Consider the following 21,555-nt stretch of genomic DNA (forward strand, 5'->3'; position numbering starts at 1 on the left):
TTTCCCACCAACGACATGTACATCGAACAATCTGCATACAACAGCCTTGAAATATCGAAAATTACCGCGCTGATCTCGCGCCGCTGCCGCAGCGAGCTCGGCGCGCTCGTCGCCGAAAACATCGCGCCCGCCGCGGATTTGAGCGAGCTGACGAAGCGCCGCGAGCTCTTCGAGGACGTGGAGAAGTACCGCGGGCGCAAAGGCGAGCTGCCGTGGACAGACGGCCTCGTATCGGTCGCCTTCATGCTCGAATTCGCGGAGGAGAACGGCCTTCTGTCGGCGAGGAGCTCGTCAAGATACGGCTCATGCTCACGCTCGCGGGCCGCATGCGCGAGACGCTGACCGAAGCGCGCGACGAATATCCCGCCTTTTCCATCCTTCTGCGCAGCATGCGCGACTTCGCCGAAGAGACGGAAATGCTCTCGGTCATAGACGACGAGGGACATCTCTACGACTACGCCTCGGAGAAGCTCGCCGCGGTGCGCCGCGAGATGCGCGGCCTGAAGGATACGCTGCGCCGCAAGGGCCACGCGCTGCTGGGCGACCCGCGCATCGCCTCGATGCTCCAGGAGCGCGTCCTGACGCTGCGCAACGGACGCCACGCCTTCCTCGTGCGGCAGGACGCGATATCGCAGTTCCCCGGCGCGGTCATAGAGCGCTCCGGCTCCGGCAACAGCGTCTACATGGAGCCGCACTCGCTGATGAGCCTCAACAACGAATACAGTAAACTCTACGGCGAAGAGATGCTCGAAGAGACGCGCATCTTCCGCGAATTCACGGCGCGGCTCATAAAACGCAAGAAAGGCATACTCGACACCGAAAACGTCCTCGGCACCGTGGACCTCTTCTACGCGCTCTCAGAGACGGCGCGCCTCGACAAGTGGCGTATGCCCGACCTCTCGAAGCGCACGGAGTTCTCCTTCGTCCGCGCGCGCCATCCTCTGCTCGGCGCGAAGTCCGTGCCTATAGACTTCAAATGCGGCGATAAATTCCGTATTCTCGTCATAACTGGGCCGAACACCGGCGGCAAGACGGTCGCGCTCAAAACCGCGGGCGTCTGCATATACTTCGGCTGGCTCGGCTTCCCGGTGCCCGCCGGCGAAGGCTCCGTGCTCGGCGACATAGGCGAGCTCTTCGCCGACATCGGCGACGAGCAGAGCATAGAGCAGAGCCTTTCAACCTTCAGCGCGCACATCACGCACGTCACGCAGATACTCGACAGGGTTACGCCGCGCTCTTTCGTCATGCTCGACGAGCTCGGCGCGGGCACGGACCCCGAGGAGGGCGCGGCGCTCGGCATCGCGCTGCTCGACTGGCTGCGCGAGCGCGGGTCGCTGGTGCTCGCGACGACGCACCACAATCCGATAAAGCGCTACGCGCTTGCCGCCGACGGCGTAGAGACCGCGAGCGTGGAATTCGACAGCTCGACGCTCTCGCCGACCTACAGAATACTGATAGGCATACCGGGGCGCAGCAACGCGCTGCTCATCGCCGGTAAGCTCGGCATGAAGAAGCAGATAATCCGCCGCGCCGAAGAGGCGATAAACGGCCGCGAGGTCTCGATGGAGGACCTCATCGGCGAGCTGCACGAAAAGCGCGCGGCGCTCGAACGCGAAGCGCGCGAGGTAGAGCGCTCGCGCCAGAAGCTTGCCGCGCTCGAAAAGGACTACGAGGCGAAGATAAAGGCCATCGAGGAGAAGCGCGACGCGCTCATAGCGAAGGCCGACAAAAAGGCGCTCTCGATAGTGCGCAACGCCGAGGACTCGGCGCGCGCGCTCATCAAAAACATGGAGAACGCCGAGGCCGAGTCGCAGGCCCGCCGCGAGCTTGAGAAAAAGCGCAGCCACTTCCAGAAAATCGAAAAGTCCGCGATAAAGCGCGAAGAAAAGAAAGAGACCGCGGAATCGGTCGTCGCGACGGGGCAGGAGCTCAAGGCCGGCGACACGGTGCAGCTCATAGGCACGAGCAAGAGCGCGACCGTCATCGAGGTAAGCGGCAAAAAGGCGCGCATCCGCGCCGGAATAGCCGAAATGGAAGTGCCGCTGACGAAGCTCAAGGTCATCTCGCGCAAGGCCGCGCCGCCGCAGCCGACGGTGCAACGCGCTATCTCAGAGTCCGTCGGCGTGCCGTCGTCGATAATGGTGCGCGGCATGACCATAGACGAGGCGATGCCGATGGTCGAGCAGTACCTCGACCAGGCCTACTGCGCCGGATACGACGTCGTGACGGTAATCCACGGCCGCGGCCAGGGCATACTGCGCCGCGAGGTGCAGGAGCTCTGCAAGCGTCTGCCGTACGTTGCGGAACACAACCTCGGCGGCCCCGGCGAAGGCGGCTACGGCGTCACGGTCGTGAAGTTCCGACGCTGACGGCACGCCGCGCGGATTTCCATAATTCAGTTTTCTTACAGTAACAACGGCGGACGGTGTCATACTGTCCGCCTATCTTGCTATACCGCATTCCTCTGCTATAATACGCTGTGCAGAAGTCGATTACGGCTTTTATCAACTGGCGCAAGATGCTGAGACGCATACGCCGCTTTTTTTGACGTTAGAAACGTTGTCGTAACTTTGTCTGATTTCCGTAAAACAACATAATCCCGCAGGAGCGTTCGCGCGCTCCCGCTGACGCCGTTTGCTCCGGAGGTGCTGCCCATGAACGGTGAAGGCTCTTATTTTCTCGTAAAATTCTGCCGGCTCGACGATTCCGGCGTGAAGGTTCTCGAAGATATGCTTTCTGAAAAAACAGAATACCGTCAGAAAATAGATTGGGGCGGATTTTCGTCGCGCGCCCTGCTCCATGAGGCGAACCGCGAGCGCTCGTCGGTTTCTCTGATACTTTTCGACCTGTCGGGGCGTATGCGCCGCGCCTCGGAATCCAAGCTGCGCGACGAAATAGCGGAAAGCCTCCGCGGTCTCTTTGACGTGAAGGTTTCGAAAATATCCGCCGAGGATTTGTCGAAGACGCACCCAGAGATTGAAAAAAGGATACTCTCGGCGCTCGCCTCGCGCGGCGTAAGGTGCGACGGATCGTCCGCGGCTCTGACGCTGAAGAGCGAAAAGCAGATCATTGAGGAAGCCTCAGGCGTATGCGGATGGGGTGCGTTCAGCGAGGCTCTGGCGCGCATAGCGCGGCGCATGGACAACGATGCGAGCGGCAGGCTGAATCTGAACGCCGCCTTCGTCGCCGACGCGGAGAACTGCGCTGGAGACTACATCCGCGTCCTCTATGATTTTTATTTTGCGCGCGGAGCCGTCACCGCCCCGTATATATACCGAGGAGATTTGAGCGACGCAGCCTCGTCTCCCGACGGCGGATTTATGTACGTAGTGTCCGAAGGCTTCGGCGAGCAGGAGGACTTCATCGTCGTCGGACGAAGCGACATATCGGAAAGCCTGCGCGCTCTGCGCTTAAAGAAGAACTCTGTCGTCGTATGCGAGCTGACTAAAAAGGAGTACGAAGCTGTCGCGGGCAATCCTCTCTTTGAATGCGTATTCCCGACTGTCATCCGCATCGAGGAGCCGAGCGCGGAGGAAAAGCTAGCCTTCATCAAGAGGGAGGCCGCGGCCTACAACTTTGAGCTTTCGCCGGACGTTTTGCCAGAGACGCTGAACGGCGCGGCGCTGGACAGGCTGCGGGCGAGTCTGGTGAAAGCAGTTTCGACGAAGCTCGAGGAGGAAGAATGCAGCTATATGCTTACGGCCTCAGACCTCGCTGCGGAAACAAAAAGCATTCCGGAGCGCCCGCCCTTCGAGGAGCTCGACGCGCTCATCGGCCTCGACGGCGTAAAGCGCACCGTGCGCGAGATAGCGGCCTTCGTCGAGCGCCGCGGGAAGGACGCCGGGCTCTGCCTGCATATGGTTTTCCGCGGACGTCCCGGCACGGGCAAGACGACCGTCGCGCGGATAATCGGCAAAATCTTCGGCGCCGCCGGAGTGATAAAGAACCCTGATAAATTCATCGAGGCTGACCGCGCTGCGCTTGTATCGAAATATCTGGGCGGCACAGCGCCGCGCGTCAGGGACGTCGTGACCGCCGCGCTCGGCGGCGTGCTCTTCATCGACGAGGCGTACTCGCTCTGCGAGGACGGCGGGCGCGGCTACGGGCACGAGGCCGTCGCGACGCTCGTCAAGCTCATGGAGGACCACAGAAAAGAATTCGTCTGCATACTCGCGGGCTATCCCGACGAGATGGACGAAATGCTCGACATGAACCCGGGGATGCGCGGGCGCGTGCAGTTCTACATAGATTTCCCGGACTACAGCGCCGCGGAGATGCTCGAGATATTCGACTCGATGTGCCGCGCCGAAGGCTACGCCGCGAGCGAAGGAGCGCGTGCCGCGCTTGAGGAATTTTTCGAAAAGCTGACGCGCGAGGAGGACTTCGCGAACGGCAGAACGGTGCGCCGCGTATTCGAGCAGATACGCATCAAGCAGGCCGTCCGCAGCGAGCGGATGGACATCGAGGAAGAGGACGTGCGCGCAGTAATGGAGGCGATGCCGCTCCGCGGCGCTTCGCATCGCGCGAGGGCGATAGGCTTTCTCGACGTGGCGTAGCGCTAAAGCCCCGCCCCGGCCCTCCTGCGGTCGCGCTTTTGCATCACCTTGTACGTCGCGACGCAGACGGAGGCGACCGCTATGTCCATCATAGGCTGCACGGACATTATGCCGTACATCGGCCAGACGATGTTCATAAACGCCATCAGCGGAATGTCTATCGGCCCCTTGCGCAGGAACGAGAGGACGAGCGCGGGCTTTCCGCGCCCCGTCGCCTGGAAGAAGGCTATTATCAGCGAGATTATGGAGAGGAACGGAATGGATACGCAGTGCAGCCGCAGGAACACCGAGCCCGCGGAGACCGCGGAGGCGTCCTCCATGAAGATGCGGATGAGCGCGGCGGGGATTGTCTCGCACATCGCGAGATATGAGAGCGTGACTGCGAGCGAGCAGAGCCCCGCGAACGCGCTATCTCAGAGTCAGAGGCGTTTGTAGTCGCCCGATGCGTAGTTGTATGCGAGCAGCGGAATGACGCCGCTGCATATCCCCTGCACGATGTAGGTCGGCACCTGGTCGATCTTCTTGACGATGCCGACGGCGGAGAGCGCGCCCGCCGTGTAGGCCGACATCAGGTAGTTCAGCGTGATGTTCGAAAGCGCGTTCATGACGAGCTGCACCGTCGCGGGCAGGCCGACGAAGAAAATTTCGCCCGCGGCGTTCCTCGCGAGGCTGACGTATCGCGGCGAGAGCGAGACGACGTTGTCCTCGCGCGGCTTCATCAGATAGTACAGAAGATAGAGCGTCGCTATCGCGTTCGACAGAGCCGTAGCGATCGCCGCCCCTTCCATAGCGAGGCCGAAGCCCCAGTCGTAGATGAATATCGGGTCGAGTGCGACGTTGAGCACGCCGCCGAGGCTCATGCCGAAGCTCGCGCGCTTCGACTGCCCTTCGGCGCGTATCAGGTGTGCCAGCACCATATTCATCGAGGTAGGCAGGCCGCCGACCGTCACAGTCCAGAAAGATAGGCGCTAGCATGAGGCAGCGAATTTTCGTCAGCTCGAGCGCGGAGAGCAGCGGCTCGCGCCAGACGAACACCGCGAGCGAATAGACGAGCGTCGCAGCGGCGGCGAGCCACGCGGCGGAAGCCCCCGCGCGGCGCACCATCTCGTAATCGCGACGCCCGAGCGAACGCGACAGCAGGCTCGCGCCGCCTATGCCGAAAGGTTCGCGACCGCCGAGAGCATGAGAAACGCGGGAAAGACGAGCGTCACCGCCGCCATCATGCCCGTGTCGTTGAGCTGGCCGATGTACCACGTGTCCGCGATGTTGTAGACCATCGCTATTATCTGGCTGATGACCGTCGGCACGGCGAGCGCGGCGACGGCCCTCGGCACGGGCATCGTCTCGAAAATCTCTATCTCTTTTTCGCTGAGCTGGTTTTTCACCGCGCGCCTCTAAAACATGCCGCGCCGCGCAGAAATTATGTAGACCGCGGCCGCGGCTGGGACCGCGAGAGAAAGCGCGGGGTAGAAAATTTCAAGCGGCGCGTGGCCGAAGAGCAGCCCGCCGCAGACCGGGCCGAGCATCATGCCGAGGTCGAAGCCGATGTAATAGGTGCTGTTCGCGAGGCCGCGGTGCTCCGGCCCCGCGACGAGCATCGCCGTAGACTGGCAGACGGAGCTCATTATGCCGTAGCTGCCCGCCATGAAGGCCGCTGCGAGGAACAGCAGCGTATTGTCGCGCATCAGCGTCAGGCAGATTATCGCGGCGAGCGTGCAGACAGACGCGCCGGACTGGAACATCTTGAACGGCAGCTTGTCGAACAGGCTCTTGAGGCAGAGGCGCAGCACGAGAAGCACCGCCGCGTAGAGCGGAAAGAAGAGGCCGACCGAGACGTGCAGGCCGCGCGCCTCCGTGTAGCCGACTATGAAAGACTGCGTCGCGCAGTAGGGGATTGCGAAAAGCATGATGATGAGCGCCGCGGGCACGACCTTCACATAGATGAAGCTGAAGCCGCCGCCGCGCCGCGCGTCCGCGGCTTCGCGCGGTTCTCCGGCGCGCCGCCCTTCTTTATGAACATTATGGTGAACGAGCTGACGAGCGCGAAGAGCATCGCGACGCCGAAGGCCGCGCGGTAGCCGAACAGCCTGTAGGTGAAGATGCCGAGCGCGGGAGCCAGCGCCATAGCGAGCGCGTTCATCGCGCCGTAGAGCCCCATGCCCGAGCCTATCTTGTCGCGCGGCAGAAGGTTCGACATCCATGTCGCCATGCAGACCGAGCAGCAGGCGAAGCCGACGCCGTGGAGACGCGGAAGGCCGCCACGACGCGCGCGTCGAGCGCGAGCATATAGCCGAGGCATGCCGCGGCCATCATCCAAGTTCCCGCTATCGAAAGGCGGCTCTTGTCGATTTTGTCCGCGAGGTTGCCCGCGAAGGGGCGGCAGAAAAGCGAGCAGAGGTTCATCATGCCGCCGATGAGCCCCATCAGAGCGGCGGAAGCGCCGAGCGAGCCGGAAAATCCCGTGATTATCGGCGTGACGAGCATCGGGCACGAAAAGTAGAAAAAGCTCGCCTCGAGAATAAGAAGGATATCCCGTGAATAAAGCCTTTCCTCCGCCATCCGCTCCGTCCCCTTCAGCCGTCGATTACGCGATTTGCCCGAGAGAGCGCCGCGTTCGTTATGTTATATTATTATTTCATGGCTTTGTCAAAGAACGTCCCTGCCGCCGCGCGTCCGGCGCGGCGTTGACTCCGCTCCCAATAAATAGTATAACGTTCGCGTAAGTTTCGCGGCCAAAGGCGGCGAAGGCGCGCGGCGCTCCGCAAATCGGATTTAAGGAGAGAGCTGTTCATGGAAGAAGAAAGAAAATACTCCGCAGATATCGCGGCGGCGGTCAATAAATTCCTCGTCGACGACGACTGGCGTTTCGACTTCAACGAAGGCGAAGGGTGCTTCCGCTTTACTCTGACGCTCGACGGCAAGCTTAAAGAGGCGAGATACTGGATATTGATCAACGAGGACGACTACACTGTCTACGCATACTCGCCGATAGGCGCGGACAAGGGCGACGAGCGCATGATGTCGGCGATGGCCGATTTTATATGCCGCGCCAACTACGGCATGAAGAACGGGAATTTCGAGCTGGACATGATGGACGGCGAAATCCGCTACAAATGCTACGTCGACTGCGACGGCGCGCTGCCGTGCGATGATGTTATCAGGAACAGCATCTATTGCCCCGCGCAGATGCTCGAACGCTACGGCGCGGGCATCGTCGACATCGTCTGTCTCGACGGCTCGGCGGCGGACGCTATAGCGAAGTGTGAAAATTAAAGAGAGGGCGCGCGGCGTTAAGCGGCCTCTGACGTACAACAATGCCGCCCCTGACGGAAACGTTCAGGGGCGGCGGCGTTTTCGTTATAAAATTAAATTACCGTCTTAGCTCTTTTTGCTTCTCAATATCACGGGCGTTCCGCCTACATCAGCGTCCCGAAGGTGCGCGTTACGTTCAGCCGTTTGTTGAGCGCCCAGACTAGCGCCGCGCCGATGACGGCTCCGGGTACGGAGCTGACGAGGAACGAACCCGAGAAGAAGAGGAAGCCGACGCTCTTGCCTATCGCGGGGCCGAGGAGCTTCGCGCCTACCCACGCGCCGACGATTCCCGTGCCTGCGGGCTCGGCGCAGGCGGCGGCGATTTTGTATTTGTCGGGCAGGGCGCGCGCCGCGAGGCCGACGAAGAGCGCGCCGAACATGCTGCCGGGGAAGGCGAAGAGGCTGCCCGTGCCGAGCAGGTTGCGGATGACGCTCGTCGTGAATGCCGCGCCGACGGCCCACCACGGGCCGAGGACGATTCCCGCGACGACGTTGATTGTGTGCTGAATGGGAAGCACTTTGTCGGCCCCATCGTATGGAGACGACGGAGAGCGCGACGCCCGCCGCGGCGAGCACGCCCGCGAGCACCGCTTTTCTGAAAATCAGGCTGTGTTTGTCGTTCGTCATTTTTTATCTCTCTTCTTATCCGAAATATTTGTTTATCTCGTTATCAGCGCGCGGGCCGCTTTTTCGGGGTCGCCGGCGCGCACTATCGCGCCCGAGAGCGATATTCCGCTCGCGCCGCAGCCGGCGAGCTCGCGCACGTTCGCAAGCTCTATTCCGCCTATCGCGACGGATGGAATTGTTATCGCGGACAGCGTTTTTTTGATCCCGTCGGGGCCTATGACGACCGCGTCGCCCTTCGTCGCCGTGCCGAAGGCCGCGCCGCAGCCGACGTAGTCCGCGCCAAGCCGCTGCGCCTCGCGCGCAAGTTCCGGCGTGCGCGCCGTGCCGCCTATTATGAAATCCGGCCCTGCTATCGCGCGCGCGGCGTCCACCGGCAGATCCTTCTGCCCGAGATGCACGCCGTCGGCGCGCGCTGCGAGCGCCACGTCGAGCCTGTCGTTGACGAAGAAGAGCGCGCCGCGTTCCGCGCAGAGCTCTTTCAGCTTCAGCGCCGTTTCGTAGGTTTCGCGCCCCGTCCAGCTTTTTACGCGAAGCTGCACGGCCGTGACGCCGCCCGCGAGCGCCGCGCGCGTCTTTTCGATCACGGCCCCGGGCGCGTCGCCCTCGCCGCATATAAGATAGAGGCGAAGCCTATCCGCGAGTTTTGCTCTATCGTACATTTTTCTCTTCCTCCGAATTGAGCTCTGTCAGCCAGTCCATGAAGGCGGTGCGGAACGAGTAGGGACCGGCCGATGCACTGTCCTTCTCCGCGAGCGCGGCGGCGCGGCGGAAAAGTTTCAGCGCGCGGCGCGACGCCTCGAAAGGCTCGTACTCCGCGCAGAATAGCGCCGTAGCGCTGCCGAGCGCGCAGCCTATGCCGCTCGTCATTGCGAGCAGCCGCGAGCCGCCATCTATCACCTCGCGCCTGTCGCCTGCGGCGTCGGACAGAAAATCGCGCTCTCCGGTGCAGTAGACCGCCGCGCCGAATTTCCTCGCGCATTTGGCCGTTATCTCTGCGGCGCGCGTCTCCTCGCATTCGCTCGAAACGCCGCGCGGAGCCGCGCCCTCGCCGCAAAGCGCCGCGATTTCCGAGAAGTTTCCTTTTATTACGGAGAATTTTATCTACGCGCTATCTCAGAGTTCCGCCGCCTCGGTGCGAAACGCGAAAAGCCGTAGCCGACAGCGTCCATCACTATCGGGCGTCCAGCCGACGCCGCCGCGCGGGCCGCCGTCAGGTAAAGCTCGCGCGCGCCGTCGGGCGGCGTGCCGATGTTTATCAGCAGCGCGTCGCAGGCAGCGGCTATCTCCGCGGCCTCGCCTTTCTGCGGCGTCATTATAGAGACGCCTCCGAGCAGCGCGACGCAGTCGGCCTGGAGCTGCGCTGAGACGGAGTTCGTTATCTGGTAGACGAGCGGTTTAGCCATTGATTATCTCGGTCCACGCATCGTAACCGCGTGGCCGAGGCAGCCTGCGCCGTGTCCCGCGGTGACGCCGTAGTGCAGCCCTGCGCGCAGATAGAGCCGCGGGCGAGGCGCGCCACTGCCTCTTCAAGTCCGCAGCCCGATGCGAGCTCCGCGCTATCGCCGAGCTCAGGGTGCAGCCGGTGCCGTGGTTCGCCGTAGTGTCGATGCGCCTGTCCTCGAAGAGCGTCATTTTGCCGTCCGCGTACAGCACGTCTGTTATCACGTCCGGCTGCCGCCGAGTGTCCGCCCTTGACGAGCACCGCGCCGCAGCCGAGCTTCGCTATTTCTCTGCGGCCGCCTTCATTTCGTCGACGGTGCGCACCTTCATCCCAGTCAGTTTTTCTGCTTCGGGCAGGTTCGGCGTGACGATCATCGCCATCGGGACGATGCGCTCTTCACCGCGTCGACGGCGTCGGCCGCAAGCAGCGAGTCGCCGCTCTGCGCGACCATCACCGGGTCGACTACGAGCTTTTTTATCCCAAGCTCGGCAAGCCCTTCGGCGACGGCGCTGATCGCGCCGCGATTGCCGAGCATTCCAGTCTTCACCGCGTCGATAGGGAAGTCGCGCCCGACCGCCAATATCTGCGCCTTTATGATCTCCGGCGGAACGGGATGAATGCCCGACACTCCGACGGAGTTCTGCACAGTGACCGCCGTTATCGCCGACGTGCCGAAAACCTTGAGCGCTGCGAAGGTTTTCAAGTCCGCCTGAATCCCCGCGCCGCCGCCTGAGTCGCTGCCGGCGACGGTCATCGCGAGCCCTCTGTATATGCCGTGTCTCATATGAGTCCCCCTTGATAAAAACGTCCGGCGCCCAAAACGCGCCGCATCGCAATTCCCGCGTCTTACGCGGCGCTCGTGGACGAAGTCTACGGCGCATAAAATTATCATGCACGCGCTATCTCAGAGTACAAACGCGGCGGCGCTTGCTACAAATTGCGCGGAAAGGCGGTGCGCCGTTGAATTTGTTGGAATTGCCGTATATTACGATAGAGGGCGGTGCGCGCGTGGAATCCGCGCCGCTCGTCATGGTGCTCGGAGGGCGCGCGCCGTCGCCGGAGTTTCTCGCGGCGCTCTCGCGCGGCTGCGAGCTCTGGGCCGTCGACAGGGGAGTGGAGGCATGCCGCGCGGCGGGAATCGCGCCCGCGGTGCTCGTGGGCGACCGCGACAGCGGCAGCGCGGAGGGCTGGCGCTGGGCCGCGGAGCGCGGCGCTGCGACGCGCGAGTATCAGAGCGACAAGGACCTCACGGACTTTCAGCTCGCGCTCGAAATTTTTGCGGACGAGCGTAAAAACAGCGAAAAAAATATAATTTTAACGGGCGCGCTCGGCGGCAGGTTCGACCATCTGTGGAGCCTGACGCTCTCTTTTCTGAACATGACGCGCGCCGGAGTTCCGTTCGGCATGATGGACGACTGCGAGGGCATGATATTCGTCCGCGGCGGCGAACGTTACGCGCTCGCCTTCGCGCGCAGGCCGAAGGCGCTCTCGCTGCTTGCGTTCTCGCCCGTCTGCTCCGGCGTGAATTTGAGCGGCGTACACTGGCCGCTGACCGGCGCGGAGCTGCGATGCGACGTCCCGTACGCCGTGAGCAACCGCGTGGAAGGGGAGGGGCGCGTCGAAGCTTCGTGCGCCTCCGGCACGCTCGGCCTCTACTGGACGTGGGGCGACGCCTTTTAACGTGCCGCCGCGTTCTTTACTAATGCCGGGCAGCCCCCGCTCATGGTAGAATAGGCCGGTAACTGGAAATATAAGGATGTGAGTCGATGTTTGGACATATTTTCTCGCCCGGCGGACTGGCGAACCTGCTGCTCAGCGTTCCCGCCGTTCTTTGGGCGATCACCTTTCACGAATTCTGCCACGGCTTCGCGGCGAAGATGCTCGGCGACCCGACCGCCGAGCGCGAGGGGCGGCTCTCGCTGAACCCGCTCGACCACCTCGACCCGGTCGGCGCGCTCTGCCTCCTGCTCTTCCGCTTCGGCTGGGCGAAGCCCGTGCCTATCGACACGCGCTACTTCAAGCACCCGAAGCGCGACATAATCATCGTGAGCCTCGCGGGCGTCGTCGGCAACCTGCTGACCGCCTTCGTCTGCGCGCGGTTCGTGAGCTTCTTCCCCGGCCTCTTTTCGAGCTGGGGCGCGCAGCAGTTCATCCTGCTCATGATATACATCAACCTCGGCCTCGCGGCCTTCAACATCATCCCGATACCGCCGCTCGACGGCTCGCGCATACTCTACGTGCTGCTGCCCTACCAGTGCATGAAATACTACTACTGGCTCGAGCGCTACGGGATGTTCGTAGTCGTCGGCCTGCTCGTGCTCGGCATATTCCCGTACATCATGTACCCGATAATGACCGTGCTCTTCCACATCGTCATGTTCTAGGAGAAAAGCCGTGAAGAAGATACTCGTGACCAACGACGACGGCGTTTACGCCGAAGGCATAGGGACGCTCGCGCGCGCGCTGCGCGATGCGGGCTGTGAGGTCCTCGTCTGCGCTCCGGACAGGGAGCGCAGCGCCTCTGGACATTCAATGACGATGGACCGCCCGCTGCAAATCAAGCGCGCGGACGCGGCGCGCACCGGCGGCGCGGAGGCGTGGTGCTGCGACGGCACGCCGACCGACTCAGTCATAATGGGGCTCGAGGTGCTGAAATTCCCCGCCGAGTTCGTAATATCGGGTATCAACTGCGGCCCGAACCTCGGCGACGACATCACCTACTCCGGCACGGCCTGCGCCGCGATGGAGGGCGTAATCGCGGGCCTTCCCTCAATGGCCGTCTCGCTCGTTTGCAGCTCGCGCGACAAAGTCCTGCATTACGAGACCGCGGCGCGCGCCGCGGTTGAAATCCTCGAATGGACGAAAAATCACCCGATGGAGCCGGGGCTCTTCTACAACGTCAACGTGCCGAACGTCACGGCCGGCGAGCTGCGCGGCGTGAAGCTTGCGCGCAAAGGCAAACGCCGCTACCACGACAAAATCACGGTAATCAAAACGCCCTTCGGCGGCGAGGCCTACTGGGTCGGCGGCCGCATAGAGGACGACATGGCGGAGGACACCGACGTATTCGCCGTAGCGCACGGCTTCGCCTCGCTCACGCCCGTTCATCTTGAAATGACCTCGTTCGCGGCGCTCGAGAAAATCTCCGCTCTCGACATGGAGCGCGAAGTGAACGCGGCCCTCGGCAAAAACTAAACGCGGACGGCGCGTTGGTTCATTTTGAACACTGACGCGCGGACGGTTGACAGAATCTCGTTATCTGTTAAAATGTTCCACAAGTTTTAAGAAAGGAGGGGCGGCTGTGAGGCTTTTATCTGTTGGACGAATAAGACGTATACGACGAATCGACCGTACTGGGCATAACGGGTTATGCAGTGACGGGGACATGAGTTCGATCATTCGGCGACAGAGATGAGGAGCCACCGGCTGAAAGCGCCTCTCGCAAAGAAAATCAAAACTTCGCACCCCTGAGCGTAACGAAACGAAGCGGACGCGAAAAAGCGTCAACCAGGGTGGCACCGCGGGTAATAAGGCCCGTCCCTATCTTAAAAGGATAGGGACGGGCTTTTTTATATTTTAGAAAAACATAAAAAATTTCTAAGGAGGAAATTCAAATGGCAGCAGAGAAAAAAGGAAAGGTAATACTGGCTTACAGCGGAGGACTCGACACATCGGTCGCCATTCCGTGGCTCCACGAACAGGGATACGAGGTCGTCACGCTCACGATGCACGTCGGACAGCAGGCAGACAACCTTGAAGAGATAAAGGAAAAGGCCTACGTCGCCGGAGCCTCGAAGGCCTACGTCGTCGACCTGCGCGAAGCCTTCATTGACACCTTCGTATGGCCCGCGCTCAAGGCCAACGCGACATATCAGGGCGTGTATCCGCTCAACTCCGCGCTCTCGCGCCCAATGATAGCCCAGGCGCTCATCTGGTGCGCCGAGAAGGAAGGCGCTGTCGCCGTCGCCCACGGCTGCACCGGCAAGGGACAGGACCAGGTCCGCATCGAAGTCGCCTGCAACGCGCTCAACCCCGACATCGAAGTCCTCGCGCCCGTCCGCGACTGGGGCTTCACGCGCGAAGAAGAGATGGACTACGCCGCGGCGCACAACGTTCCCGTACCCACGACCAGAAAGAGCCCCTACAGCATTGACGACAACCTCTGGGGCCGCTCCATCGAGTGCGGAATCCTCGAAGATCCGTGGAACGAGCCGCCGAAGGACGCCTATAAGCTCACCGTCGACCCCGTCGACGCGCCCGACGAGGAAATCACGCTCGAAATAACCTTCGAGGCAGGCGTCCCCGTCGCGATCAACGGCGAAAAAATGGGCTCCATCGAACTCATCGACTACATGAACAAGGCCGCGGGCAAGGCCGGCTTCGGCAGAATAGACATGATTGAAGACCGCCTCGTCGGCTTCAAGAGCCGCGAAGTCTACGAGTGCCCCGGCGCGCTCGCGCTCATCGCCGCGCACAAAAAGCTTGAGACGCTGACCCTCTCGAAGGACGTCCTCAAGACGAAGAGAGAGCTTGAGACCAAATTCGGCGAGCTCACCTACGAGGGCTACTGGTTCTCGCCGCTCATGGAAGCGATACAGGCCTTCGTCGAAACGACGCAGAAATCCGTCAACGGCACAGTCCGCATGAAGCTCTACAAAGGCAACTGCATCATCGACGGCATGAAGTCCGACACCTCCGTCTACAGCAAGTCGCTCGCGACCTACTCCGCCGGAGACATTTTCGACCAGTCAGCCTCCGTCGGCTTCATCAAAATCTGGGGCATGCCGATAAAAACCTGGCGCCAGGTCCACAAGGAGAAGAACATCAACCCAATCGACAAGCTCGTAATGGAAAAAGGCAAAGACGCGACGAAGTAACAAAACATACAAACGTACACGCGCCCACTCCGATTTTTGAGCGGGCGCGTGTACGTAATGTAAGTAGCCCCTAAAAAACCTCCCGCGCTTCACGGCTTTTTCACCGTTTGGCGCGGGAGTTTTTATTTTGCCGGTTTGTTGAGAGAGCGGCTATTTCTTTCCGGTGCTGCCGAAGCCGCCTTCGGCTCTTGCGGTTTCGCCTAGTTCGTCTGCCGTTTCCAGTTCGGCTTTTGTGACGGGGGCGAAGACCATCTGCGCTATGCGGTCGCCGGGCTCTATCGCGAAGTCTTCTTCTCCGAGGTTTATCAGGATTACTCGGATTTCTCCGCGGTAGTCTGAGTCTATTGTGCCGGGCGCGTTGAGGACGGTGACGCCGTGTTTGAAGGCGAGGCCGCTGCGCGGGCGCACCTGCGCTTCGTAGCCCTCGGGTAACTCGATGTAGAGGCCCGTGCCTACTATGCCGCGCTTTCCGGCCTTTATGACGGCGGCTTCGCTCGCGCGGAGGTCCATGCCGGAGGCCCCCGCGGTGGCGTAAGCGGGCGGCGTTACGCCGCCCGCGGCTTTCAGCTTAACCTTTATTACGTCCATTAGTTTTTGCGCTCGCGCTCGAAGCGGCGCGCGGGACGGTGCGGCTTTTCCTCGAAGTCGTCCGCCTCATGCCTCTGGTCGCGCTCGCGGCGTTCGCCTCTGTCGCGGTCACGGTCGCGGCCGCCCCTGTCGCCGCGTCCGCCTTCGCGGCGCTCGCCGCCGCCGCGCGGGAACTGCGAGTAGCGCTCCTCGCGCGCCTTCTCGACGGGTATCTGGTCGCGGAACTCGGGCTCGAGCGCGAGCTCGTCGAGCCTGTCGAGCAGCTTCTTGCGGCTGAGGTTGACGCGGTGCATGTCGTCTATCTCTTTGACGGTGACGAGCACCTTTTCGCCTATCTCGAAGGCGTCCTCGACGGAGGGCACGCGGTAGTTGCTTATCTCGCTCACGTGGAGCAGCCCTTCCTTGCCGGGCAGCACTTCGATGAATACGCCGAAGGTGAGCATTCTCGTGACGGTGCCGACGAAGGTCTCCCCCGCCTCTACTTCGCGGACGAGGTCTTTGATTATCTTGACGGCCATCGCGGCGGATTCTTCGTTGACGGCGGCGACGCTGACCTTACCGCTGTCTTCGACGTCGATTTTCGCGCCGGTCTGCTGGACTATGCCGCGTATCGTCTTTCCGCCGGAGCCGATGACGTCGCGGATTTTTTCAGGATCGATGTTGAAGGTGACGATTTTCGGAGCGGTGGGCGCAAGCTCGGGACGCGGCTCGGATATGACGGAGTCCATGATGTCGAGTATCTGGTAGCGGCCTTTCTTCGCCTGCGCGAGCGCCTGGGTCAGTATCTCGCGCGTGATGCCGCCGGCCTTGTTGTCCATCTGGAGCGCCGTTACGCCGTCGCGCGTGCCGGCGACCTTGAAGTCCATGTCTCCGTAGTGGTCACGCGCTATCTCAGAGTCGGTGAGGATGCAGACCTGTCCGTTGTCGGCGATGAGGCCCATCGCTATGCCCGCGACGGCTTTCTTGACGGGGACGCCAGCCGCCATCATAGCGAGGCTTCCGCTGCAGACCGAGGCCATGGAGCTGGAGCCGTTGGACTCTAGTATGTCGGATACCTGGCGCACGACGTAGGGGAAGGATTCTTCCTCGGGGAATACGGCGCGGAGCGCGCGCTCCGCGAGCGCGCCGTGGCCTATCTCGCGCCGTCCGGGGCCGCGCATCGGGCGCACCTCGCCGACGGAATATGGCGGGAAGTTGTAGTGGAGTATGAAGCGCTTCGACGGCTCGTCGAGCTTGAGCCCGTCCATGACCTGGTCGTCGGTGCCCATCATTCCGAGCGTCGTGACGCCGAGCGACTGCGTCTCGCCGCGCGTGAAGAGCGCCGAGCCGTGGGTCATCGGCAGTATGTCGACCTCGCAGGTTATCGGGCGAAGCTCGTCCATCGCGCGTCCGTCGGCGCGTTTTTTGTCAACGAGGAGCAGACGGCGCACGGCCTTTTTGACCATTTCGTCCATTATCGTCGCGATGTACTTGGCGGAATCGGGGTAGCTCTCGGCGAAGAAGTCCTCGGCCTTCTGCTGAGCCGCCGCTATTGCCGCGCCGCGCGGCTGCTTCTGGTTGATCTGCACCGCCGCGTAGATTTCGTCGGTGAGGTTGTCGCGCATCCAGTTATCGATTTCTTCTATAACTTCGGGGGCGGGGAGCTGCGCCTTCGGCTTGCCTATCTCGGCGACGACTTCGTCGATGAAGTCCATTATTTTGCCGATGGCCTCGTTCGCAAGCTCCATGGCGTCCACGAGCAGCTCTTCGGAGACTTCTTTGGCTCCGGCCTCGACCATCGTAATGCCGCCGCGGTGTCCGGCGACGGTGAGGTCGAGCGTGCTGTTCGGGAGGTCTTTCTCGTCGGGGTTGACGACGAGCTTTCCGTCGATGCAGCCGATGCGCACCGCGCCTATCGGGCCGTTCCACGGAATGTCGGATATCGCGAGCGCGAGCGACGCGCCGTTGATGCCGAGGATGTTGGCGGGGTTTTTCTGGTCGACGGACATGACGGTCGCGACGACGTGTACGTCGTGGCGCATCCATTCGGGGAAGAGCGAGCGGATGGAGCGGTCGATCATGCGTCCGCTGAGTATCGCGGACTCGGACGGACGGCCCTCGCGCTTGATGAAGCCGCCGGGGACTTTGCCGGCCGCGTAGTAGCGCTCTTCGTAGTCGACGAGCAGCGGGAAGAAGTCGAGGCCCTCACGCGCCTTTTCCGCGAGCACCGTCGTCACGAGTATCACCGTGTCGCCGTGTCTCGCCAGCACCGCAGCGTTGGCCTGCTTCGCCACGCGTCCGATTTCGAATGACAATTTCTTGCCATAGAAATCAAGTTCGTAGATTTTCTTCAAGGTTATTCCTCCTGCCTATTATTCATCACGATAAGAAGGATAACACAAAATAATAAAAAATGGCGAAAGGGAGAGCCCTTTCGCCATGAAATATGCGAAAAAATCGCGCGGGATTAGTGGCGGAGTCCGAGGCGCTGGATGAGCGTCTGGTAGCGTCCGAAGTCCTTGTTCCTGAGGTACTGGAGCAGGCGGCGGCGCTTACCTACCATGATGAGGAGTCCGCGGCGGCTGTGGAAGTCCTTCTTGTGGACCTTCATGTGCTCGGTGAGCTCGCGGATGCGACGCGCTATCTCAGAGTACTTCCGTGGAGCCGGTGTCCGCCTCGTGCGTCTTGTACTCTTCGATGATCGACTGTTTTCTTATCCTTCTCTATCATACCTATCACTCCGTTCCGGGCCTTGCTTTGCCCTTATTTCCCCCAACTCAGGCATGTTGTGGTGACGCATGTCCGTGTAGGAGGTCTTGGGTATATTACCAGAAAGCCGCCGCTTCTGGCAAGCCCCCGCGCGCGCCTTAAAAATACAAACGTTTTTTGATATTTCCACGCCGCAAAAAAGCGGGCGCAAAGCGCCGCACGCGCCGTTTTTTATGCAAAAAATTGCGATTTTTTATGATATAAATAACGAAGTGCAAAAACAGGCGCGGCGCGACGCCGCCGCGCGAACAACGGAGGAATGAAAATGCCATCGTCGCCGTGGAATCTGCCTAATATGCTGAGCCTTTTCAGGGTGATACTGGTTCCCGTCATACTTGTATTTCTTACGCTGCGCGGACAGCTCGGTTACATAATGGGGCTGAACGTCGGAGACTGCATCGCCGCCGTCGTCTTCATCATCGCGTCGATAACGGACGCCGTGGACGGCTACATCGCGCGCAAACGCAACATCGTCACGAACCTCGGAAAGTTCATCGACCCGCTGGCGGACAAGATACTCGTCATCGCAGTTCTGACGGCGCTCGTCGAGCTGCACCGCTTCCCCGCGTGGATGGTGGTCGTGATAATTTCGCGCGAGTTCATCGTCTCGGGGCTCCGCATGGTCGCGGCCTCCGAGGGCGTCGTGGATAGCGGCCTCGAAGGGCGGCAAACTGAAGACCGTGACGCAGATAATAGGAATAATCCTTCTGCTCTTCAACATCCCGGGCGCAATGGCGGTCATGTGGCTCGCCGTCATCCTCACGGTCTGGTCCGGCATCGAATATATCCGCAACAGCATGGACCTGCTGAGCTGACGGAAAATCGGGAAAAAAGCAAAATTCAAGCCGCCTGCGCGAAACGCGGGCGGCTTGTTTGTTTTACCTATGCGCCGTTATGCCGGCGTGTTTTCGTCTTGCATCTCCGACTGGAAACGCCTGCGGCGCGGTTCGGAGCGCGTGCATTCCTTTACGACTTCACCTTCGCCTCCGTGCCCTTCATGAGCGGTCGATGTTCGAGCGGTGACGCCACGACGAGAGGCAGGCGAGGAAGAGCGCGGCGAAGGAGTACGGCTTCGGCATCCCCCACGCGAATGTGAAGAGCGCAGCGGCGAAGAGCCCGGCGAGCGAGGCGACGGAGACGTACTTCGTGAAGCGCATGACGGCGTACCACACGAGGCCGCCGAGAATCGCGGGCCACGGCGTGAAGAAGTTTGAAGAAGGCTATGACGCCGAAGGTCGTAGCGACGCCCTTGCCGCCCTTGAAGCCGAGCCAGACCGGGTAGTTGTGGCCGAGGACGGCGCAGACTCCAGTGAGCGCGAGAAGCGCGTGCTGCTGGACAAAGCACGAGGCCGCAAGCACGGCGAGGCCGCCCTTGAGCATATCGAAGACGGCGACCGCGACGGCCCACTTCTTCCCCATGAGGCGACCGACGTTCGTCGCGCCTATGTTGCCCGAGCCATAGGCGCGTATGTCCGCGCCGCAGACGTATTTCGCGACGAGGAAGCCTGTCGGGCACGAACCCGCGAGATAACCGAAGAGCGCGCATAAAATAAAGGACATAATTATCACCCGCATAAAAAGATAAAGACGGCAGAAGCCTAGCCGATTTTACGCCGCGCGCGCGCGCGCGTCAAATCCGCGCCGAGGCGCAAAAAAGCGGGAGCCGCGCGAAACGGCCCCCCGCTGTCGTAAGTTATGGCTTTTCTCTCAAAGCGCGGCGAAGCTAGAGAATCCTCTCTATCTTCTGCGGCGCTATGCCGTGCTTGTCCGCGTAGCCCGTGAGCATGAGCGTCAGAGCGCCGTCGCCCGTTACGTTGCAGGCCGTGCCGAAGCTGTCCTGGAGCGCGAATATCGTGAGCATGAGCGCCGTGCCGGAGTCGTCAAAGCCGAGGATGCCCGTGATAAGTCCGAGCGAGGCCATGACCGTGCCGCCCGGGACGCCGGGGGCCGCTATCGCGAAGATGCCGAGGAGCAGGCAGAAGAGCACCATCGTCTCAATCGGAGGAATGGCGCCGTAGAGAATCTTCGAAATCGTCATGACGAAGAAGACCTCGGTCAAGACGGAGCCGCAGAGGTGGATGTTCGCGAAGAGCGGGATGCCGAAGTCGACCATGTCGTCGCGGAGCGGCGGCTCGGACTTCTTCGCGCAGCGCAGAGCGACGGCGAGCGTCGCGGCGGAGGACATCGTTCCGACGGCCGTGATGTAGGCCGGGCCGTAGTTCTTGATTATGTCAAACGGGTTCTTGCCGGTGTAGATTCCCGCGAGGCCGTAGAGCAGCGCCATCCAGATGTAGTGGCCCGCCATGACGATGAGGATGACCTGGATGAATACCGGGAGCTGCTTCGTGATGCTGCCTTCGTAGGAGAGCGAGCAGAAGGTAAAGGCGATGAAGAACGGAAGAAGCGGGATGACTATCTTCGTGACTATCGCGAGGACGATGAGCTGGAACTCCTCGAGGGCGTTGGTGATTGACTTCGCCTTAGTCCACGCGGCCGCGAGGCCGAGGCACATCGAAAGCGCGAGCGCGCTCATGACGGACATTATCGGCGGGATGTCGAGCTTGAAGACGAGATCCGGCAGCGCCTGGAGCCCTTCGACGTTCGTGACGATGGACAGGTTCGGGATCATGATGTAGCCGGCTGCCATCGAGAAGAGCGCCGCGCCTATCGACGAAATGTAGGCTATCGTGACGGCGACGCCGAGCATCTTCGAGGCGTTGTTGCCGAGGCGCGTAATGGACGGAGCGATGAAACCGATGATGATGAGCGGGACGCAGAAGAGAATCAGCTGTCCGAGGATGTAGCGGACCGTGACGACGACGTTCATGAGCGCGACGCCCGCGAACTGTCCGACCGCGATACCTGCGATGACGCCGAGCAGCAGCTTCATGGGCAGGCTGGTTAGAAATTTCATGAATATCCACTCCTTGTCTTAATGATTTGACGATGATGAATATGCCGCTGTATGCCCTCCGGCCTCGCCGGAAAGCGCCGGCTCCGCCCCGCGCGACGCCGCTCCTGAGTTTTCCTCCCTTCCGCGCGCAGTGTCCGGCGGAGATAATGCTCCATAAAAAAGTTTTTTCAAAGCGCGCGGCCGCGGCTTCTGCGCCGCCCGCGCGTACCAACCGATGCGGAACTTCTTCACTATCATACCAAAAGAGGCGCTGTTGTCCATATCCGCGGCGTTATTTCCACTTTTGCGCGAACTGCGCGCGGTTTTGCACAGTCGCTAAAAATATAATTTTATTATATGCGTATAAAATAATATATAGTTCTGTTATTCTACTGTAATTTTACGTCTATTATCTGAGATTCTCGCGTTTTGAAGAGCATTGAACCGAAATTACGCCGAAAAGCGACAACCTGCAATCCGGCGAAAGATTTTTTTGTAATTTTGTTTGATTTT

The 21,555-nt window shown here is 61.1% G+C and carries 25 protein-coding genes and 4 pseudogenes; 11 read left to right on the forward strand and 18 right to left on the reverse strand.

All coding sequences use genetic code 11. The annotated features are described in order from the left end of the window. Window positions 1-15: 15 nt before the first annotated feature. From ABGT66_RS03550 to ABGT66_RS03560, 3 genes are all read left to right on the forward strand, one after another. Entirely contained in the window at window positions 16-342 is a 327-nt protein-coding gene (locus tag ABGT66_RS03550) for a hypothetical protein (protein WP_346688881.1), read from the forward strand. Continuing rightward, window positions 306-2,369 (forward strand): Smr/MutS family protein, encoded by a 2,064-nt coding sequence (locus ABGT66_RS03555; RefSeq protein ID WP_346688883.1) that lies wholly within the window; start codon window positions 306-308, stop codon window positions 2,367-2,369. Before ABGT66_RS03550 ends, ABGT66_RS03555 begins: the two co-directional genes overlap by 37 nt. Window positions 2,370-2,654: 285 nt before the next feature. Next, window positions 2,655-4,556, forward strand: a complete 1,902-nt coding sequence (locus ABGT66_RS03560; RefSeq protein WP_346688885.1) for an AAA family ATPase — start codon at window positions 2,655-2,657, stop codon at window positions 4,554-4,556. 2 nt (window positions 4,557-4,558) lie between these two features. Here ABGT66_RS03560 and ABGT66_RS03565 read toward each other — a convergent pair. The 5 genes and pseudogenes from ABGT66_RS03565 to ABGT66_RS03585 all read right to left on the reverse strand — a co-directional run bounded on the left by ABGT66_RS03565 (window position 4,559) and on the right by ABGT66_RS03585 (window position 7,115). Continuing rightward, a pseudogene (locus ABGT66_RS03565) lies at window positions 4,559-5,506 on the reverse strand (MATE family efflux transporter). A 201-nt stretch (window positions 5,507-5,707) separates the two neighbouring features. Then, window positions 5,708-5,941: a hypothetical protein gene (locus ABGT66_RS03570; RefSeq protein ID WP_346688887.1), complete on the reverse strand. Its 234-nt coding sequence runs from the start codon at window positions 5,939-5,941 to the stop codon at window positions 5,708-5,710. A gap of 9 nt (window positions 5,942-5,950) precedes the next feature. After that, entirely contained in the window at window positions 5,951-6,493 is a 543-nt protein-coding gene (locus ABGT66_RS03575) for an MFS transporter (RefSeq protein WP_346688888.1), read from the reverse strand. Further along, window positions 6,490-6,765: an MFS transporter gene (locus tag ABGT66_RS03580; RefSeq protein WP_346688889.1), complete on the reverse strand. Its 276-nt coding sequence runs from the start codon at window positions 6,763-6,765 to the stop codon at window positions 6,490-6,492. The genes ABGT66_RS03575 and ABGT66_RS03580 overlap by 4 nt, the downstream gene beginning before the upstream one ends. After that, window positions 6,723-7,115, reverse strand: coding sequence for a hypothetical protein (locus ABGT66_RS03585; RefSeq protein ID WP_346688891.1), 393 nt, complete (start codon window positions 7,113-7,115; stop codon window positions 6,723-6,725). The genes ABGT66_RS03580 and ABGT66_RS03585 overlap by 43 nt, the downstream gene beginning before the upstream one ends. Before the next feature lie 231 nt (window positions 7,116-7,346). Between ABGT66_RS03585 and ABGT66_RS03590 the strand changes: the two genes are divergently transcribed. Beyond that, window positions 7,347-7,829, forward strand: coding sequence for a YbjN domain-containing protein (locus ABGT66_RS03590; protein ID WP_294193905.1), 483 nt, complete (start codon window positions 7,347-7,349; stop codon window positions 7,827-7,829). Between the two features lie 143 nt (window positions 7,830-7,972). On the opposite strand, the gene thiW is transcribed toward ABGT66_RS03590, so the two are convergent. The 7 genes from thiW to ABGT66_RS03625 form a co-directional block, all read right to left on the reverse strand. Further along, window positions 7,973-8,386 carry an energy coupling factor transporter S component ThiW gene (gene thiW, locus ABGT66_RS03595; protein ID WP_346688894.1) on the reverse strand — a complete coding sequence of 138 codons (414 nt, stop codon included), beginning with the start codon at window positions 8,384-8,386 and terminating at the stop codon, window positions 7,973-7,975. A gap of 141 nt (window positions 8,387-8,527) precedes the next feature. Beyond that, window positions 8,528-9,154, reverse strand: a complete 627-nt coding sequence (gene thiE, locus ABGT66_RS03600) for a thiamine phosphate synthase (protein ID WP_346688895.1) — start codon at window positions 9,152-9,154, stop codon at window positions 8,528-8,530. Next, the gene (locus ABGT66_RS03605; protein WP_346689252.1) at window positions 9,144-9,596 is read right to left on the reverse strand and encodes a hydroxyethylthiazole kinase; all 453 of its coding nucleotides are present in this window, start codon (window positions 9,594-9,596) and stop codon (window positions 9,144-9,146) included. Before ABGT66_RS03605 ends, thiE begins: the two co-directional genes overlap by 11 nt. Next, window positions 9,593-9,898 (reverse strand): hydroxyethylthiazole kinase, encoded by a 306-nt coding sequence (locus ABGT66_RS03610; protein WP_346688897.1) that lies wholly within the window; start codon window positions 9,896-9,898, stop codon window positions 9,593-9,595. The genes ABGT66_RS03605 and ABGT66_RS03610 overlap by 4 nt, the downstream gene beginning before the upstream one ends. Next, on the reverse strand, window positions 9,891-10,160 hold the full coding sequence (locus tag ABGT66_RS03615; protein WP_346688899.1) for a bifunctional hydroxymethylpyrimidine kinase/phosphomethylpyrimidine kinase: 270 nt from the start codon (window positions 10,158-10,160) through the stop codon (window positions 9,891-9,893). Before ABGT66_RS03615 ends, ABGT66_RS03610 begins: the two co-directional genes overlap by 8 nt. 57 nt (window positions 10,161-10,217) lie before the next feature. Further along, entirely contained in the window at window positions 10,218-10,316 is a 99-nt protein-coding gene (locus ABGT66_RS03620; RefSeq protein WP_346688901.1) for a bifunctional hydroxymethylpyrimidine kinase/phosphomethylpyrimidine kinase, read from the reverse strand. After that, on the reverse strand, window positions 10,307-10,720 hold the full coding sequence (locus ABGT66_RS03625; protein WP_346688903.1) for a bifunctional hydroxymethylpyrimidine kinase/phosphomethylpyrimidine kinase: 414 nt from the start codon (window positions 10,718-10,720) through the stop codon (window positions 10,307-10,309). Before ABGT66_RS03625 ends, ABGT66_RS03620 begins: the two co-directional genes overlap by 10 nt. 191 nt (window positions 10,721-10,911) lie before the next feature. On the opposite strand from ABGT66_RS03625, the gene ABGT66_RS03630 reads away from it, so the two are divergent. The 4 genes from ABGT66_RS03630 to ABGT66_RS03645 all read left to right on the forward strand — a co-directional run bounded on the left by ABGT66_RS03630 (window position 10,912) and on the right by ABGT66_RS03645 (window position 14,813). Further along, complete coding sequence (locus tag ABGT66_RS03630; protein WP_346688905.1) at window positions 10,912-11,616, forward strand: thiamine diphosphokinase; 705 nt, start codon at window positions 10,912-10,914, stop codon at window positions 11,614-11,616. Between the two features lie 86 nt (window positions 11,617-11,702). Beyond that, the gene (locus ABGT66_RS03635) at window positions 11,703-12,320 is read left to right on the forward strand and encodes a site-2 protease family protein (RefSeq protein WP_294193911.1); all 618 of its coding nucleotides are present in this window, start codon (window positions 11,703-11,705) and stop codon (window positions 12,318-12,320) included. A gap of 10 nt (window positions 12,321-12,330) precedes the next feature. Continuing rightward, window positions 12,331-13,131, forward strand: a complete 801-nt coding sequence (gene surE / locus ABGT66_RS03640) for a 5'/3'-nucleotidase SurE (RefSeq protein ID WP_346688907.1) — start codon at window positions 12,331-12,333, stop codon at window positions 13,129-13,131. A 419-nt stretch (window positions 13,132-13,550) separates the two neighbouring features. After that, window positions 13,551-14,813 (forward strand): argininosuccinate synthase, encoded by a 1,263-nt coding sequence (locus tag ABGT66_RS03645; RefSeq protein WP_303147565.1) that lies wholly within the window; start codon window positions 13,551-13,553, stop codon window positions 14,811-14,813. A gap of 150 nt (window positions 14,814-14,963) precedes the next feature. Here the strand turns inward: ABGT66_RS03645 and dut are convergent, their stop codons facing one another. The 3 genes and pseudogenes from dut to rpsO all read right to left on the reverse strand — a co-directional run bounded on the left by dut (window position 14,964) and on the right by rpsO (window position 18,110). After that, window positions 14,964-15,401 carry a dUTP diphosphatase gene (gene dut / locus ABGT66_RS03650; RefSeq protein ID WP_346688909.1) on the reverse strand — a complete coding sequence of 146 codons (438 nt, stop codon included), beginning with the start codon at window positions 15,399-15,401 and terminating at the stop codon, window positions 14,964-14,966. Further along, on the reverse strand, window positions 15,401-17,734 hold the full coding sequence (locus ABGT66_RS03655; RefSeq protein WP_346688910.1) for a polyribonucleotide nucleotidyltransferase: 2,334 nt from the start codon (window positions 17,732-17,734) through the stop codon (window positions 15,401-15,403). Before ABGT66_RS03655 ends, dut begins: the two co-directional genes overlap by 1 nt. A 113-nt stretch (window positions 17,735-17,847) precedes the next feature. Next, a pseudogene (gene rpsO / locus ABGT66_RS03660) lies at window positions 17,848-18,110 on the reverse strand (30S ribosomal protein S15). An 86-nt stretch (window positions 18,111-18,196) separates the two neighbouring features. Here rpsO and ABGT66_RS03665 point away from each other — a divergent pair. The 3 genes and pseudogenes from ABGT66_RS03665 (at window position 18,197) to ABGT66_RS03675 (ending at window position 18,964) form a co-directional block, all read left to right on the forward strand. Next, window positions 18,197-18,412 carry a hypothetical protein gene (locus ABGT66_RS03665; RefSeq protein ID WP_346688912.1) on the forward strand — a complete coding sequence of 72 codons (216 nt, stop codon included), beginning with the start codon at window positions 18,197-18,199 and terminating at the stop codon, window positions 18,410-18,412. 32 nt (window positions 18,413-18,444) lie between these two features. Further along, window positions 18,445-18,732 (forward strand): annotated as a pseudogene (locus tag ABGT66_RS03670) (CDP-alcohol phosphatidyltransferase family protein); the annotation flags it as partial. A gap of 97 nt (window positions 18,733-18,829) precedes the next feature. Further along, window positions 18,830-18,964, forward strand: coding sequence for a hypothetical protein (locus ABGT66_RS03675; RefSeq protein WP_346688913.1), 135 nt, complete (start codon window positions 18,830-18,832; stop codon window positions 18,962-18,964). A 180-nt stretch (window positions 18,965-19,144) separates the two neighbouring features. Here the strand turns inward: ABGT66_RS03675 and ABGT66_RS03680 are convergent, their stop codons facing one another. The 3 genes and pseudogenes from ABGT66_RS03680 to ABGT66_RS03690 form a co-directional block, all read right to left on the reverse strand. Beyond that, window positions 19,145-19,306: a glycerol-3-phosphate acyltransferase gene (locus ABGT66_RS03680; protein ID WP_346689253.1), complete on the reverse strand. Its 162-nt coding sequence runs from the start codon at window positions 19,304-19,306 to the stop codon at window positions 19,145-19,147. 112 nt (window positions 19,307-19,418) lie between these two features. Next, a pseudogene (locus tag ABGT66_RS03685) lies at window positions 19,419-19,724 on the reverse strand (glycerol-3-phosphate acyltransferase); the annotation flags it as partial. Window positions 19,725-19,872: 148 nt separating this feature from the next. Next, window positions 19,873-21,063, reverse strand: coding sequence for a dicarboxylate/amino acid:cation symporter (locus tag ABGT66_RS03690; protein WP_294193852.1), 1,191 nt, complete (start codon window positions 21,061-21,063; stop codon window positions 19,873-19,875). Between the last annotated feature and the right edge of the window lie 492 nt (window positions 21,064-21,555).

Origin of the sequence: uncultured Cloacibacillus sp. (assembly GCF_963926575.1) — a bacterium.
Taxonomy (GTDB): Bacteria; Synergistota; Synergistia; order Synergistales; family Synergistaceae; genus Caccocola; species Caccocola faecigallinarum.